This is a genomic window from Coriobacteriia bacterium (assembly GCA_030652115.1).
Lineage (GTDB): Bacteria > Actinomycetota > Coriobacteriia > Anaerosomatales > Anaerosomataceae > UBA6100.
Map to the genome: position 1 here is coordinate 1 of JAUSBK010000011.1, position 15,891 is coordinate 15,891.

The 15,891-nt window shown below is 65.4% G+C and carries 16 protein-coding genes and 1 pseudogene; 16 read left to right on the forward strand and 1 reads right to left on the reverse strand.

Features of this window, described 5'->3' with window-relative positions:
• From Q7W51_09795 to Q7W51_09830, 8 genes are all read left to right on the forward strand, one after another.
• Window positions 1-763: V-type ATPase 116kDa subunit family protein (locus Q7W51_09795; protein ID MDO8848662.1), on the forward strand; the 763-nt coding region annotated here is incomplete at its 5' end.
• Between the two features lie 65 nt (window positions 764-828).
• Window positions 829-1,083 (forward strand): ATPase, encoded by a 255-nt coding sequence (locus Q7W51_09800; GenBank protein ID MDO8848663.1) that lies wholly within the window; start codon window positions 829-831, stop codon window positions 1,081-1,083.
• A gap of 44 nt (window positions 1,084-1,127) precedes the next feature.
• Window positions 1,128-1,706 (forward strand): V-type ATP synthase subunit E, encoded by a 579-nt coding sequence (locus Q7W51_09805; GenBank protein ID MDO8848664.1) that lies wholly within the window; start codon window positions 1,128-1,130, stop codon window positions 1,704-1,706.
• Window positions 1,703-2,800 (forward strand): V-type ATPase subunit, encoded by a 1,098-nt coding sequence (locus Q7W51_09810; GenBank protein MDO8848665.1) that lies wholly within the window; start codon window positions 1,703-1,705, stop codon window positions 2,798-2,800. Before Q7W51_09805 ends, Q7W51_09810 begins: the two co-directional genes overlap by 4 nt.
• Window positions 2,793-3,125 carry a V-type ATP synthase subunit F gene (locus Q7W51_09815; GenBank protein MDO8848666.1) on the forward strand — a complete coding sequence of 111 codons (333 nt, stop codon included), beginning with the start codon at window positions 2,793-2,795 and terminating at the stop codon, window positions 3,123-3,125. The genes Q7W51_09810 and Q7W51_09815 overlap by 8 nt, the downstream gene beginning before the upstream one ends.
• The gene (locus Q7W51_09820) at window positions 3,122-4,879 is read left to right on the forward strand and encodes a V-type ATP synthase subunit A (protein MDO8848667.1); all 1,758 of its coding nucleotides are present in this window, start codon (window positions 3,122-3,124) and stop codon (window positions 4,877-4,879) included. Before Q7W51_09815 ends, Q7W51_09820 begins: the two co-directional genes overlap by 4 nt.
• On the forward strand, window positions 4,880-6,307 hold the full coding sequence (locus tag Q7W51_09825) for a V-type ATP synthase subunit B (protein MDO8848668.1): 1,428 nt from the start codon (window positions 4,880-4,882) through the stop codon (window positions 6,305-6,307). It abuts the gene before it with no gap.
• A gap of 32 nt (window positions 6,308-6,339) precedes the next feature.
• The gene (locus Q7W51_09830) at window positions 6,340-6,987 is read left to right on the forward strand and encodes a V-type ATP synthase subunit D (protein MDO8848669.1); all 648 of its coding nucleotides are present in this window, start codon (window positions 6,340-6,342) and stop codon (window positions 6,985-6,987) included.
• A gap of 153 nt (window positions 6,988-7,140) precedes the next feature.
• On the opposite strand, the gene Q7W51_09835 is transcribed toward Q7W51_09830, so the two are convergent.
• Complete coding sequence (locus tag Q7W51_09835; GenBank protein MDO8848670.1) at window positions 7,141-7,485, reverse strand: hypothetical protein; 345 nt, start codon at window positions 7,483-7,485, stop codon at window positions 7,141-7,143.
• Between the two features lie 135 nt (window positions 7,486-7,620).
• Between Q7W51_09835 and Q7W51_09840 the strand changes: the two genes are divergently transcribed.
• The 8 genes and pseudogenes from Q7W51_09840 (at window position 7,621) to Q7W51_09875 (ending at window position 15,820) form a co-directional block, all read left to right on the forward strand.
• Window positions 7,621-8,136, forward strand: a complete 516-nt coding sequence (locus tag Q7W51_09840) for a nitroreductase family protein (GenBank protein MDO8848671.1) — start codon at window positions 7,621-7,623, stop codon at window positions 8,134-8,136.
• 10 nt (window positions 8,137-8,146) lie between these two features.
• Window positions 8,147-8,788 (forward strand): uracil-DNA glycosylase, encoded by a 642-nt coding sequence (locus Q7W51_09845; protein ID MDO8848672.1) that lies wholly within the window; start codon window positions 8,147-8,149, stop codon window positions 8,786-8,788.
• Between the two features lie 11 nt (window positions 8,789-8,799).
• Window positions 8,800-9,285, forward strand: a complete 486-nt coding sequence (gene tsaE, locus Q7W51_09850; GenBank protein ID MDO8848673.1) for a tRNA (adenosine(37)-N6)-threonylcarbamoyltransferase complex ATPase subunit type 1 TsaE — start codon at window positions 8,800-8,802, stop codon at window positions 9,283-9,285.
• Entirely contained in the window at window positions 9,282-10,088 is an 807-nt protein-coding gene (gene tsaB / locus Q7W51_09855; GenBank protein MDO8848674.1) for a tRNA (adenosine(37)-N6)-threonylcarbamoyltransferase complex dimerization subunit type 1 TsaB, read from the forward strand. The genes tsaE and tsaB overlap by 4 nt, the downstream gene beginning before the upstream one ends.
• On the forward strand, window positions 10,085-11,578 hold the full coding sequence (gene tsaD, locus Q7W51_09860; protein ID MDO8848675.1) for a tRNA (adenosine(37)-N6)-threonylcarbamoyltransferase complex transferase subunit TsaD: 1,494 nt from the start codon (window positions 10,085-10,087) through the stop codon (window positions 11,576-11,578). Before tsaB ends, tsaD begins: the two co-directional genes overlap by 4 nt.
• Window positions 11,579-11,773: 195 nt before the next feature.
• The gene (locus Q7W51_09865; protein ID MDO8848676.1) at window positions 11,774-12,067 is read left to right on the forward strand and encodes a co-chaperone GroES; all 294 of its coding nucleotides are present in this window, start codon (window positions 11,774-11,776) and stop codon (window positions 12,065-12,067) included.
• A 41-nt stretch (window positions 12,068-12,108) separates the two neighbouring features.
• A pseudogene (groL, locus tag Q7W51_09870) lies at window positions 12,109-13,734 on the forward strand (chaperonin GroEL).
• A gap of 205 nt (window positions 13,735-13,939) precedes the next feature.
• Window positions 13,940-15,820, forward strand: a complete 1,881-nt coding sequence (locus Q7W51_09875; protein ID MDO8848677.1) for a diguanylate cyclase — start codon at window positions 13,940-13,942, stop codon at window positions 15,818-15,820.
• Window positions 15,821-15,891: the final 71 nt, after the last annotated feature.

Genomic DNA, 15,891 nt, shown 5'->3' on the forward strand with positions numbered 1-15,891 from the left:
CCTGTGGATGCGGTTCAAGTTCAAGGAGAAGGACTCGGTGCAGCTGGCGACCGGCCTTCTCGGTCCGGCGGCCACCTCGGCCATCCTCTTCGGTATCCTGTACGGCGAGTTCTTCGGCGGGCTGCTCTGGAATCATGCGGACTTCATGTTCCCGATGATCAACATCTTCGGCATCACGCTCCCGTACAACCGCGAGGTATTCGTGATGCCCCTGATGTTCGCGGCCCTCGGCCTCGGCGTCATCCAGATCACCTTCGGCCTGATACTCGGCCTGGTGAACGCTCTCAAGACTAAGCACACGAAGCACGCGTGGGTTAAGGGCGGTCTGGCCAGCCTCATGATCGGCCTCATCATCCTGATCGTCGCGATGGTTCTGTTGAACTCGAATCCTGTGGTCCGTGCGATCGGAGCGATCGCGATGATGGGCGGGGCGGTCGCCACTATCTGGTTCGGCGGCATGATCGGGGTCGTCGAGATCATCGAGCTCATGTCTCACAGCGCGAGCTACCTGCGTATCATGGCCATCGGTCTCTCGGACGCGATCTTCGCGAGTGCCATCAACGAGATGGCGGGGAACATGCCGGTCGCAGACGGTATCGTCGCAGCACTCTTGTTCCACATCATCCACCTTGCCTTGGCGGTCATCACGCCATCAGTTCATGCCCTACGTCTCAACTTCCTGGAGTTCGGCGGGAAGTACTACGAGGCGAGCAAGTCAGAGTACAAGCCGTTCCACAAAACCGGAGGTGAAAAGAGCGCATGATCAAGAACAAGCTCGCAAAGGTGGTGTTCGGGAGTACCTTCCTGGCTGCCATGATTGTCCCGGCGATGGCACTCGCCGAGGAGGGTGCCCAGGTAGCGGTCGACCCGTCAGTCGACATCGCCAAGTACGCCGCTGCAGGCGCCTCGATGTGTGTGGCAGCACTGGCCACCGCGTACGCGCAGTCGAAGATCGGTTCCGCCGGTGCCGGCACGCTCGCCGAGCGCCCCGAGGCTGGCACCACGCTGATCGTTCTCCAGGCTCTGCCTGAGACGATCATCCTCCTCGGCTTCGTTATCGCGTTCATGATCCAGGGCGGTTAGTGGTCCAAGGTACGGCAGGACCCGACCCATGGAAGGATTGACGCATGGCGATTGAGGACATCTTCAGAGCGCTTGAGGAACAGGCCGACGGCGAAGTGAACCACATACTGCACGTTGCCACGGTGCAGTCGGACACGGTCGAGCACGAGGCACGGGACGAAGCGCAGCGGATCACGGGAGCCAAGATCGAGGCCACCGATGCGGCGGTTCGCGCCAAGGCGACCAAGGCCGTCAATGCTGCTCGCCTGCAGGTCAAGCGAGACCTGGCCGAAGTGCGCGACGGCGCGGTCGATGCCGTCTTCGCTGAAGCGGCGAACCACCTCGCAGCGATGCGAGGCACGGCCGAGTACGAGCGTGTCTTCACGGCGCTGGCGAAGGAAGCCTTCACCGGCATGGAGAGCGATTGTGAGCTCCAGGTGGCGCCCGCGGATGCCGATCTGGCGGCGAAGGTCGTTCGCGACCTCGGCTTGACGGCGAGTGTGTCACCGACGCTCGATACCATCGGAGGGCTCGTGGTATCGGCGCACGGGGGTCGTGTGGTTCGCAGGAACACGTTCGAGAGCCGGATGATCAAGGCCCGCAGCCTTGCCGGCGCGAAGGTTGCCGAGGTCCTGACTTCATGAGCGAGCGCGCGTCATCAGCAGACTACGTCTACCGGCCGCGGGGCCGGGAGTACGGCTACTCGAACGCCCGCATCCGCGGGATGCGTTCGCGTCTGCTGAAGCAGTCGTTCTTCGACGAGCTCATGTCGTCGAAGAACATCGGCGATGTCATCTCGAAGGTCATGCAGACGGAGTACGGTCCCGACCTTGAGGGACGGATCTTGCACGGGCGCAATGCGACCCAGGTGGACGAGGCGCTGAAAGACAACATGACGCGCACGTTCCGCAAGGTCCTCTTGCACTCCAACGATGAGGCGACCGCGCTGGTGACGACGCTTCTCGGCAGGTGGGACCTGTTCAACGTCAAGACCATCATCCGCGGCAAGCATATGAGCCTTTCCGAGGATGAGATCGTTGATAGCCTCATGACCGTCGGCCAGCTCTCGCAGGTCGACGCGGACGAACTCGCACGACAGCCCGACATCCGCAGCGTGGTCGACACGCTTGCGACCTGGGGTCTTCCCTTCGCAGTCCCACTGCGGGAGGTCATGCCGCAGTACGAAGAGGAGGACGACCTGTCGCTTCTGGAGCTGGCGCTCGACCGCTACTACTATCAGTGGGCGGCCAAGCGCCTCAAGGGCCGACGGGAGAACACGCAGATCGCGCGGGTATTCCTCGGCGCGCAGGTCGACACCATGAACCTGCTGACGAGCATCAGGTTGCTCAACGCCGATCTGGGCGAGGGCGACGCGTCACGGTTCTTCCTCCCCGGAGGCGATGTGGTCGACGAAGCGCTCTTCCTTGAGCTGTCCGCGATGTCCGACGTTGACGAGGTGTTCAACCGCATCAAGAAGACGCCGTATGGCAAGCCGCTCGACGAGGCGGCCCTGCAGTACATGGAGCACGGTTCCATCTCGGTGTTCGAACGCGCGCTGGAGGACTACCTCTTCCGCATCGCATTCGATACGGGCAAGGGCGATCCGCTCGGCATTGGTCTCACCATCAGCTACCTGTGGGCGAAGGCGAACGAAGTCACGAACCTGCGCATCGTGGTGAAGGGCGTGTCTGTGGGCATGCCCGAGGGGCGTATGAGGGAGGAGCTCATCGTTGTATAAGCTCATCGTCCTCACCGACCCCGACACGGCAGATGGTTTCGGTCTCGCCGGCGTCACCGTACAGGTTGCCGATTCGCCGGAAGATGCGCGGCGCAAGCTCGCGGCGCTCATCGACGACGACGATAGCGGGATCGTGGCCGTGAACGAGGCGTTCATGGTCGATATCGACGAACGGACGCAACAGAAGATCAACCAGTCGTACCGGCCGATCGTGATCTCCCTGCCGATACGCGAACAGCTGGCGACCGAAGAGGACCATAGGGCGTACCTCTCGCGCCTGATCAGACGGGCCATCGGATTCGACATTACACTGAGGCGAGGCTGATGATTGTCGGAAAGCTCTCAAAGATCACCGGTCCTGTCGTCGTCGCCGACGGCATGACGGGGACCAAGATGTACGACGTCGTCCGGGTCGGCGATGCCGGCCTCATGGGCGAGGTCATCAGGCTCGAAGGCGAACTCGCCACGATCCAGGTCTACGAAGACACGTCGGGCCTGCTCATCGGCGAGCCGGTCGAGTCCACCGAAGGCGCGCTCAAGCTCGAGCTCGGCCCCGGGCTGCTGACGTCGATCTACGACGGTATTCAGCGTCCGCTGCCGGTGATCGCGGAGGAAACGGGAAGCGACTTCATCGCCCGTGGAACCGTGGCGAGCGCGCTGAACCGCACCAAGCTCTGGGAGTTCACGCCTGTGGCGGAGGTCGGGCAGGCGGTGTCCGGAGGCGACGTGATCGGCACGACACCCGAGGGTGCGACGGTGTTGCATCGCGTCATGGTCCCGCCGAAGACGCAGGGGACCATCGCGTCGATCGTTGCTGCGGGCTCGTACACGATCGACGATGTCATCGCGGTGCTCGACAACGGCACTGAGATCAAGATGAGCCAGTGGTGGCCGGTCCGGTACGGGCGTCCGTACAAGCGGAAGCTCGACCCGACGACTCCCTTCATGACGGGGATGCGTATCCTCGATACGTTCTTCCCGGTCGCGCTGGGCGGCAACGCCATCATCCCGGGGGGCTTCGGCACCGGCAAGACGGTCACGCAGCAGTCGCTCGCCAAGTGGGCCGACGTGGACATCATCATCTACGTGGGTTGCGGCGAGCGCGGCAACGAGATGACCGAGGTGCTCGCCGAGTTCCCGGAGCTTGACGATCCGCGTACGGGTCACAAGCTGATGGATCGTACCGTTCTGGTTGCGAACACATCGAACATGCCGGTGGCCGCTCGTGAAGCATCGATCTACACGGGCGTCACGCTGGCGGAGTACTACCGCGACATGGGCTACAACGTCGCTATGATGGCTGACTCCACCTCCCGCTGGGGCGAGGCGCTCCGCGAGGTCTCCGGCCGTCTTGAAGAGATGCCCGGTGAGGAAGGCTATCCGGCCTACCTCGCCACCCGACTCGCGAGCTTCTACGAGCGCTCCGGTCGTGTTGAAGCTCTCGGCGATGGGGACCGGGTCGGCTCGGTCACGATGGTCGGCGCGGTCTCACCTCCGGGCGGCGACATGTCCGAGCCGATGACCCAGAACTCCCTGCGTGTCACGGGTGCATTCTGGGCGCTGGATACCTCGCTTGCCCACCGCCGTCACTTCCCGGCGATCTCCTGGACCAAGTCCTACACGCTGTATCTCAGCCAGGTTCAGGACTGGTTCGAGAGCGAGGTCGCCGATGACTGGCGTGCGGTGCGCGAGCGCGCGATGTTCATCCTCCAGAAGGAAACCGAACTCCAGGAGATCGTGCAGCTGGTCGGCCCAGATGCACTGCCGGAGACCGAGAAGATCATCCTCGAGGTCGCCCGCATGATCCGCGAGGACTTCTTGCAGCAGTTCGCGTTCGACGCCATCGATGCGTACTGCCCGCCGAAGAAGGCGTACTGGATCTTGAAGACGATCCTCGCGTTCAACGACGCCGCCACCCAGGCGATGTCTCGCGGCGTGTCGCTCCGGCAGGTCCTGCAGCTCCCATCGCGCGACGAGATCTCGACCCTCAAGACCACACCGCACGACGAGGCGCTGGAGCGCATGCCCGTGCTGGTTCAGCAGATCGGTGAACAGATCGCCGGAATCGAGGTGATGTAGATGACCGTGGAGGCAACATTCGACCGTCCGCTGCTCTCCACCGAGTACCGAACGCTGACGTATGTCACCGGTCCTCTGATCTTTGTGGAGAACGTGCACCACGTCGCGTACAACGAGATGGTGGCCGTGCTCATGCCAGATGGCAGCGAGCGAAGCGGCCAGGTTCTCGAGGTGTCCGGGACGACCGCGGTCATCCAGGTCTTTGAGGGCACGCAGGGCATCGACATCGATGGCACGCGCGTACGCTTCCTCGAAGAGGTCGCAAAGATCGACGTGGCCCCCGAACTACTGGGCCGCATCCTGAACGGCACCGGCAAGCCGATCGACGGCGGCGCCCCGATCATCCCGGAGCGGCGCCTTGACATCACCGGTTCGCCGATCAACCCGTACCGTCGCGCGCAGCCTGCCGACTTCATCGAGACCGGCATCTCGGCCATCGACGGTCTGAACACGCTCGTGCGCGGCCAGAAGCTCCCGATCTTCTCGGGTTCGGGTCTGCCGGCCAACGAGCTTGCGGCACAGATCATCCGCCAGGCTCGCGTCAAGTCGGGCGAGGAGTTCGCTATCGTCTTCGGCGCGATGGGCATCACCCATCGCGAAGCCGCCTTCTTCATGAACCAGTTCGAGACCACCGGTGCGCTCGAGCGAGTCGTGTTCTTCCTGAACCTCGCCGACGACCCGACGGTCGAGCGTCTGCTGACGCCGAAGTGCGCACTGACGGTGGCCGAGTATCTCGCGTTCGAGAAGGACCTGCAGGTGCTCGTAATCCTTTCGGACATGACGAACTACTGCGAGGCGCTTCGCGAAGTGTCGACCGCTCGTGAAGAGGTTCCGGGACGCCGCGGCTACCCGGGCTACATGTACACCGACCTCTCGACCATCTACGAGCGCGCCGGCCGTATCAAGGGCCAGAAGGGCTCGGTCACGCAGCTCCCGATCCTGACGATGCCCGACGACGACATCACGCACCCGATTCCCGACCTCACCGGCTACATCACCGAGGGCCAGATCGTGCTCTCGCGGCACCTGCATCGCCGCGGCCTCTTCCCGCCGATCGACGTGCTGCCGTGCCTGTCGCGCCTGATGAACCTGGGTATCGGCGACGAGAAGACGCGCGATGACCATCGCGCGGTAGCCAACCAGCTCTATGCCGCGTACGCGCAGGGCCGCGACCTTCGCCGTCTGGTCGCCATCGTCGGCGAGGAAGCGCTCTCCGACACGGACCGCCGCTTCCTGCACTTCGCCGATGAGTTCGAGCACCAGATCGTCGGCCAGGGCGACGTAGGCAGGTCCATTGAAGAGACGCTTACCATCGGCTGGGAGCTCATGAGCGAACTGCCGATGGGCGAGCTGAAGCGTGTGCGTGACTTCATTGAGAAGTACCACCCCACTGCGGCAACCAACAGCGGAGAAACGGGCGACATCTAGACCCGCTGCCGGTGCGGCGGAGGAGGTGAGACGTGGAAGAAGTCAGGCCGACCAGATCCGAGCTGCTTGAACGCAAGCAGCAGATCACGCTTGCCGAGCAGGGCATGGACCTGCTGAAGCAGAAGCGTGACGCCCTGCTGATCGAGTTCATGTCGGTCATGGACGAGACGCTGCGGCTGAGCAATGACTTGCAGCGCACGACGAACGAGGCCCAGCACAGCCTGGCGATCGCCAAGGCCGTTGACGGCACCGTCTCGGTCCGCTCGGCGGCATTCGCGACTCGCGGCGAGGTCACCATCGACATGACCGGTACGAAGATCATGGGCATCGCGGTCCCGGTCGTGACCAAGGGCGAGAGCCCACTGCGCACGTCGTTCACGCGTGGATATTCGATCACCGGCGTCTCCTCCCGAATCGACGAGACGGCCGACAAGTTCGAGCGGATCCTCGACGTCATCATCGAGTACGCCGACATCGAGACTCGCCTCAAGCGTCTCGGCGAGGAGATCCAGAAGACCAACCGGCGCGTCAACGCGTTGGAGCAGATCACGGTGCCCCAGCTCAGGGAGCAGGTGTCCTATATCCGCCAGGCGCTCGACGAGCGGGCACGCGAAGACCTCTTTCGCCTGAAGAAGGTCAAGAGGAAGATCGAAGCGAAGAAGGCCGCGCACGGAACCTGATGTGTGCGTCTGCGTACTGTGAGGCGGCGCTGCCTACCGGGGGGTACTTGGCGCCGCCTCACCGCATTCCCGGACACCGCGCGGCGTTGTCAGAGCCGAAGACGGAAGCGGCCGCCCGTGGGCGGCCGTTCGGCATGTGTCATGGGTGTGCTCTCAGACGCTGCGCGCGCGGATGATGTCTCCGACCGCTTCGAGTGTCTCGACGGTGTTGTGCGGATTCTCGCGCAGACCGCGCGCCACTTCAACGATCTGCTGCACGTCTTCGGTGGTGAGCTTGCTGAAGTGCAGGTCTTCCCAGTCGGCACGCTTCTCGTACGACCACAACTCGCCGAGCATCCAGTCGAGATCGCTCAAGTCGTGCTGGGTGAACATCGGCCAGTCCTTCTTGATACCTTGCCGAATCCGGTCGATCGCCCGCTCCACGGCCTTGGCCTTGCGGATCTGGAACGCGCGCATGCCGATGTCTTCGTCCCTGACATCTGATCTGTTGCCATTCATCAGCTACCCACCTCCTGGGGCTATGTTCGCCACCCTGACCGGCAACTCCTGCATGGTTCGTCGCCGCACCTCACGCGCTGGGCTAGAATGGGCGCGTGCCGCGAGGCGCCCATCGTCCGTCCGGAAGGGATCTTGATGGAGTTCACCGACGTCATAGCCAAGCGCCGCAGCGTGCGGCACCTGAACGCGAAGCTCACGGTCAGCGAGGAAGACACCCGTGCGCTGCTGGAGGCGGCCGTGGCGGCGCCGAGCGCGGGGAACATCCAGCCGTGGCGGTTCTTCATCGTGCGATCGGCAGAGGCCCGTGAGCGTCTCGCTGCGGCGCTTCACCAGCGTTGGGCCGCTGCCGCCCCGCTCGTGATCGTCGTGGCGGTGGATCCGCGTCCATGCGCGGCGCGATACGGCGATCGCGGGGAGTATCTCTACGCGATCCAGGATACGGCTGCCGCAGCCGAGAACATCCTTCTCGCGGCTGTGGACCGCGGTCTCTCGTCATGCTGGATCGGCGCGTTCGACCAGGCGGCCGTGGCCGAGGCAATCGGCGCGTCGGCTCCGATCACGCCGGTCGCCGTGCTGCCCATCGGGTACTCGGCCGAATCTGCCGGTAGGCCGGCACGTCGTCCGCTCGCCGAAGTCACCACCTGGCTCTAGGGGGAACCGAGTGTCGGACGGGCCACCAGATGTTCCTCTTCGCACAGGTGCCGCGGACCTGGTCGCGCTGCGCCAGCTGATCGGCGACTGTCACCGCTGCGCTCTCGGCGACACGCGGACGACGCTCGTCTTCGGTGTCGGCGATCCGGGAGCGAGGCTCATGTTCATCGGAGAAGCGCCCGGTCGCAACGAGGACTTGAAGGGTGAGCCGTTCGTGGGGGCGGCGGGCAAACTGCTGGACGAGCTGCTCGAGAGTATCGGGCTCGACCGCAGCGAGGTCTACATCGCCAACGTGCTCAAGTGTCGTCCACCGGGGAACCGGGACCCGCTGCCCGCGGAGGTCGAGGTGTGCACCCCGTTCCTCAACGAGCAGGTGCGACTGATCTCGCCGGCCGTCATCGCGACGCTCGGCAACCACGCCACGCACCAGGTACTGGGCACCGAGCGCCCGATCTCCGCGCTCAGGGGCAGGCTGTTCCAGGTGGATGGCCGACGCGTGGTGCCCATATTCCATCCAGCGGCTGCGCTTTACGACCAGTCGAAACGCGGGATCCTGTTCGACGACTTCAAGCGGCTGCGTGCGGTCCTCGACGCGGCCGCCGCCGATGAAGGCTCGGCGGCCGATGATCCCGAACAGCCGGCGCTCTTCTAGGGGATGTGGCAGTGGATCTGGAGTTCATGACAGCGGATGAAGCTGCGACCGTCGGTGCGGGCGAGTTGCTCGGCCCCCTGCTGCGTGCAGGGGACGTCGTGGCGCTCGCCGGCGATCTCGGCGCGGGCAAGACCCAGCTGGTGAAGGGCGTGGCCCGCGCACTCGGCGTGGGCGATGCGGTCACCAGTCCCACGTTCAACCTGCTGCTCGTGCACCCGGGGTCGCTGCCCCTCTACCACTTCGACCTCTACCGCCTGGAGCGCGAGGAGGATCTCGAGGAGATCGGCTTCTACGAGACGGTCGAAGGGAATGGCGTGTCGATGATCGAATGGGGCGATCGCTTCCCCCTGTCGCTGCCGGATGATCGGCTGCTGGTGACGATCCACCGCACGGGAGATGACGAGCGTCTATTCGAGCTGCACCCGTGCGGCGCACGCGCCACCGCACTGGCTACAGCGTGGTTGAATGTGCTCGGCGCCGAGCGGACTTCCCGATGAGGCCGTTTCTCGCCCTCGACACGGCGACCGATCACCTCGCGCTCGCCATCGGCGACCTGGATGCGCCCGGGGCGGTGCTCGCGGCGGCCGACTTCCGGGCGCCTCGCGCGGCGAACACGGTCGTACTACTGGCGGCGGAGCGGCTGATGGAGAGCATCGCGCTCGAGCCCGCATCGCTTGAAGCGGTGGCCGTCGGTCGTGGTCCGGGCTCGTTCACCGGGGTCAGGATCGGCGCGGCGACCGCCAAAGGCCTGGCACACGGTCTCTGTGTGCCACTCGTCGGCTTCGGGACGCTCGACGCGGTCGCGCACAACGTCGGAGCCGAAGGGCTCATCGGAGTCGTGGGAGACGCCATGCGTGGCGAGGTGTACCCGGCGCTCTTCCGCGCCCACGCCGGCACGGTCGTGCGTCTCGTGCGGGACCGTGTCGCCCCCCCCGGTCAGATCGCGGCCGAGTGGGCGGCGCTCGGCGAGACCGTCTTGCTCACCGGAAACGGCGTTGCCAAGCACGAGGGCGTGCTTCTCGCTGCGCTCGGTGAGCGCGGCGTGCTCGCGTCCGAGCGCCTGCGCGTCCCGAACGGCCCCTCCATCCTCGCCGCGGCGTGGGCGGCGGATGGCGATCGCACGCTCATGGCGATTCGCGGACTCGAGCGCGACGCCGCATATGCCGCGGCCCATCCGGGAGCCATGCTGCCGATCTACACGCGCCTTTCCGACGCCGAAGAGGCGGAACGTGTGCGCGCGGGCGGGGAGTCCTCGTTGCCGGACGGCGGCGTGGCCGGTCCGGGGGAGGCGCGAGCATGACGATCCGCCAGCTCGTGGTGTCGGACATCCCTGGCGTGCTCGAGATAGAGAACGCGAGTTTCGCCGCACCCTGGACCGAGGGCATGCTGCGCAGTGAACTCGGCAGGGTGGACCGGGCGTGGTACGTAGCGGAGCACGATGGCGACGTGGCGGCGTACGGCGGCATCATGGTCGTCGGTCCCGATGCACACCTGATGGACATCGCAGTCGACCCTGCGCACCGGGGCCGCGGTCTCGCTCGTGCCCTGATCGCCGCCCTCGCTGCCGAGGCGGTGGCCCGCGGCGCAGCGCGGATGACGCTCGAGGTGTGCGAGTCGAACGCCGGGGCGCTCGCGGTCTACGCATCGTGCGGCTTTGACGCGACAGGCCGCCGGACGGGCTACTACCCCGAGACCGGTGAGGATGCGCTCGTGCTGTGGTCCAGGCCGCTCGTGCCGCAGGTGCGAGCCGTAGATGCGGCCCGTACGGGCGAGGACCTCGTGCTGGCCATAGAGACCTCCTGTGACGAGACGGCCGCCTCCGTCATGCGTGGCGGACGCGAGGAGCTCGCGTCGGTTGTGGCGAGCCAGGTCGACTTCCACGCACGCTTCGGAGGCGTGGTGCCGGAGATCGCTTCGCGCAAGCACACCGAGGCTGTCGTGGCCGTGGTCGACGAGGCGCTTGCGAAGGCCGGCGTACGCTTCAGCGATCTGCACGCGCTCGCCGTCACGCGGGGCCCGGGCCTCGTGGGCGCACTCGTCGTCGGCCTCGCGTACGCGAAGGGCGTCGCGCTCGCCACGGGCCTCCCGCTCGTTGGGGTGAACCACCTCGAGGGGCACATCTACGCGGCGCGCCTGCTCGACCCGAACCTCGAGGCGCCACTCGTGGCGCTGCTCGTTTCAGGGGGTCACACGGCGATCGTCCACGTGACCGAATGGGGTCGCTACGAGGTGCTCGGACGCACGCTCGACGATGCGGCGGGAGAGGCGTTCGACAAGGTGGCGAAGCTCCTCGGCCTGGGGTATCCGGGCGGGCCCGTCCTCTCGCGCCTCGCAGTTGACGGCGATCCGGCCGCCATACCCTTCCCGCGCGCGATGATGCGAAGTGGGAACCTCGATGTGTCGCTCTCGGGTCTCAAGACAGCGGTCATCCAGTACGTGGAGGCCGAGAGGGCGGCGGGCCGTGAACTGCGCGTGCCGGACATAGCCGCGTCGTTCCAGGCAGCGGTGGTCGACGTCCAGGTGGCGAAGACCCTGCGTGCGGCAGTGGATCACGGTGCGCGGACTGTGGTGCTCGCCGGCGGCGTTGCGGCCAACCCCGCACTGCGCGAGGGGCTGCGGGCGGCACTCGCGGATGCGAGCATCTCGCTGTCGGTGCCGCCGCTCGAGTTGTGCACGGACAACGCCTCGATGATCGCGGCCGCTGCGCACGACCGCCTTGCCGAAGGACGGGTGCTCGGACTCGGCGCGGATGCGATGCCGAACATGCGGCTTGGCGGACCCACGCACTAATCTGAGTGCCGAAGCATCAGATTCTCGCTCACGCCCCCTTGCGTTCGGCTCTGTGGTAGGCCTAGAATCACCTTCGGCTGGCACTCGCACCCGTAGAGTGCCAACCGTGGTTAGAACGGGTACATAGGTATCCGCCGCGGTGCCACGGCTCCGCGAGTATCCATGGGTCAGTCAACTGAAGTAGGAGGGTAGAGCATGAACCTGAAGCCGCTGTTCGATAACGTCGTCGTCAAGCCGGCGAAGGCCGATGAGCAGACCAAGAGCGGAATCTTCCTGCCCGATACGGCCAAGGAGAAGCCCCAGAAGGGCGAGATCGTGGCTGTGGGCGAGGGCCGCTGGGAAGACGAAGGCGTCAAGCGCCTGCCGATGGACGTCAAGGTCGGTGACGTCGTCATCTACAAGGAGTGGGGCAAGACTTCGATCAAGATCGACGGCGAGGAGTACTTCATCATGTCGCAGAGCGACATCCTCGCGGTCGTGCAGGGCTAAGTCACATCCGTCATCTCACCTAAGGAGGGGAATCACCCGATATGGCAAAGGACATTCGTTTCGATGAAGAGGCCCGCCGCGGTCTCGAGGCCGGCGTCAACAAGCTGGCCAACGCGGTCAAGGTGACCCTCGGCCCCCGCGGCCGTTACGTTGTGCTCGAGAAGAAGTTCGGCTCGCCGACCATCACCAACGACGGCGTGACGATCGCCAAGGAGATCGAGCTCGAGGATCCCATCGAGAACATGGGCGCCCAGCTCGTCAAGGAAGTCGCCACCAAGACGAACGACGTTGCGGGCGATGGCACCACCACGGCAACCCTGCTCGCCCAGGTGATCGTGCGCGAAGGCCTGCGCAACGTGGCGGCCGGCGCCAACCCGCTCGCCATCAAGCGCGGCATCGAGAAGGCCGTGGAGGTCGTGGTCGAGACGATCAAGGCCAACGCCAAGGAGATCGAGGACAAGGAAGAGATCGCGCACGTCGGGTCGATCTCTGCCGCCGATGAGGCCATCGGCGACAAGATCGCCGAGGCGATGGAGGTCGTGGGCAAGGACGGCGTCATCACCGTCGAGGAAAGTCTCACCTTCGGCATCGACATCGACACCGTCGAGGGCATGCAGTTCGACAAGGGCTACATCAACCCGTACATGATCACCGACGCGGACCGCATGGAGGCCGTGCTCGAGGATCCGTACATCCTCGTCGTCAGTCAGAAGATCAGCAACATCCAGGACCTTCTGCCGGTGCTCGAGAAGATCATGCAGGCCGGCAAGCAGCTGCTCATCATCGCCGAGGACGTGGAGGGCGAGGCGCTTGCCACGCTCGTCGTGAACAAGCTGCGCGGCACCTTCACCTCCGTCGCCGTCAAGGCGCCGGGCTTCGGCGACCGCCGCAAGCGGATGCTCGAGGACATCGCGATCGTCACGGGCGGCCAGGTCGTCTCCGAGGAGCTCGGCCACAAGCTCGAGAACGTCACGCTCGACATGCTCGGCCGTGCCGACAAGGTGAAGATCACCAAGGACGACACGACGATCATCGACGGCAAGGGTGCCGAGGAGCAGATCAAGGCACGCATCACCCAGCTGAAGAACGAGATCGAGAACTCCGACTCCGACTTCGACCGCGAGAAGCTGCAGGAGCGTCTGGACAAGCTCTCCGGTGGTGTGGCTGTCATCTAGGTGGGCGCGGCTACCGAAGTCGAGCTCAAGGAGAAGAAGCACCGTATCGAGGACGCGCTCCAGGCGACCCGTGCGGCCGTTGAAGAGGGCATCGTCGCCGGCGGTGGCGTTGCGCTCACTGACGCGGCTCCCGCGCTCGACGCACTTGTGCTCCCCGGTGACGAGCAGATCGGCGTCACCATCATCCGCAAGGCACTCGACGAGCCGCTGAAGCAGATCGCTGCCAACGCCGGCTTCGAGGGCTCGGTCGTGGTCGAGAAGGTCAAGGCGCTGGCCAAGGGCGAGGGTCTCAATGCCTCCACCGGCGAGTACGGCGACCTCGCAAAGATGGGCGTCATCGACCCGGTCAAGGTCACCCGTACCGCGCTGCAGAACGCAGCGTCGATCGCAGCACTCATCCTCATCACCGAGACCACGGTCTCGGACGTTCCCGAGAAGAACGACGCCGCTGCTGCCATGGCAGGCATGGGCGGCATGGGTGGGATGATGTAGCGTTCGCTCGCTTCTGAGCATGCGTGATCGAGCGGGGCCCCGGCAACGAGCCGGGGCCCCGTCTGGTGTTCCCACCACCCCGGCAGCGGGACGAACGGCACAGAAACGAGGGCTCCGGCTCAACTCGAACGGGGTTTGTGCCGATGAAGTACACAGAGAGTGCTTGTCACCGTATCTACCTCATGCCCTCAGAGGCGTTGACTACTTGAAGACCAGACATCGCATCACCGCGTTCGCCGCAATCGGCGCGGTCATTGTTGCCCTCATTGCTTTCGCTGCACTCGCCCCGGTGCGAGTGAACAGCGAGAGCATCCACGACGTGCACTTCGAAGCTGCCGTGTTGAGCGAGCAGATGGCATCACGCGCGCAGGAAGCGGGGCGCCTCGCTGCGGTCTACGTGGTGTCGGGCCGGTATGAGGATCAGCTCGCCTTCGAGGCAGCCGCTGGCCGGTTCGAGCGCGCAACCGCCGACTACGGGGACTCCCCGGGTTCACTTGGACGAAGCGAGGGCGTCTACACGGAGCGCATCCAGGCGTCGTGGACGGACGTGCGCGCCGCGGTGCGGGGACGCACCGTGGGTCTCAACGGCGCGCTTGACCGGATGGCCGTGCCCCTGGACGAGCTCGCCGAGCATGAGCTCGTGGAGGCTGCGGATGCCATGGATGTGCTCAACGCCAGCATCGCGCGGGCGCAAATTGTCATCGTGGCGCTAGCAATCGTGATGATCGCGGCCCTGATCGGTGCTGGGATCGTCGCGTCTCGCTCGGTAGCTCGCCCTCTGGCCATCCTGGACGTGGCGGTGAAGCGTCTTGCCGACGGGGAGTTGGATCAAGAGATTCCCCAGGTGGGCAGGGACGAGATCGGTGTACTCGCCGCCGCGTTCGAGATCGGGCGCGTGAATCTTCGTGCTGCTCTGAGCTCCCTGCACGACCGGATCGAGGAGCAGACTGCGACCGAGGAAGTCCTCGCGGAGGCAAACAGCGAGCTGCAAAGCCTGCTTGAGCGCGCGCGGCGCTCCGGCAATGAGATGGATCTCGCCGGCGAGATGGACGCGTTGCTGCAGGCCGACCTGTCCTGGTCCGAGGCCTATGCTGTCATCGCGAACTACGGCCAGCAGCTGTTCGCGGGGTTCCAGGGCGCCCTGTACCTGTTCGACGGGGACGGTCCCGTTCTCGCACGCGCAGTGGAGTGGGGCAACGCCGAGCCACTGGCGGAACGCTACGACGTGGACGAGTGCTGGTCGCTCAGGACCGCTCATGCCCACTGGACCCGCTTCAACGAGCCGGATCTTCCCTCGTGCGATCACGTGCACGCTGCGGGGGCATGCTCGGCCTGTGTGCCGCTGGTGGCGCACGGAGAGCGGCTCGGCACGATCGTGCTGGTGGGATGCAGCGGGTCGGACCCCTGCGCCGAACCCGGTTCGTACGAGCACGGCCGTGCCATACTGGCCTCGTTCGCCGGTCGCGTTGCGCTGGCAATCTCGAACATGCAGCTGCGGGAGACGCTGCGGGAGCAGGCTCTGCGCGATCCGCTCACGGGACTGTATAACCGCCGCCCCATGGAAGAGGGATTGAAACGCGAGATCGCGCGGGCCGGGCGAGAGTCAGCGCCGCTCGTGGTGGGCTTCGTGGACATCGACCACTTCAAGGACTTCAACGACACCTACGGTCACGAGGCGGGCGACTACGTGCTCAAGCAAGTCGCAGGGTACCTCAGGGACCATACGAGGGCCGGCGACCTGGTGTCCCGGTATGGCGGCGAGGAGTTCGTGGCGGTCTGGCTGGGGGCCGATCTGGCCACGGCGTTCGCCCGTGCCGAGAGCCTGCGGGAAGGGGTTGAAGCACTTCACCTGGAGTTCAGGGGTGAGCCTCTGGGAGCTGTGACTCTATCGATAGGCATGTCTCTCCTTGGCGAACACGGCGACAGCGCGGAGGCCTTGCTGTCGGCCGCCGATGGCGCGCTCTACGAGGCAAAGGGCGATGGGCGCAACGTAGTGGTGGTCGCGCCGGTCCCCGTATGCGAACTCGAGCGTCAGGCCCTGGCTGTCGCCGCCTCCGGGCTCGTCGAATCGCGCGCTTCGCGCTAGCGCATCTCTGATGCGTTCCGCTTCGGCCGGCAGACGCTACAATAATCCGGTCGTGAAGGATAGCGAGGGGG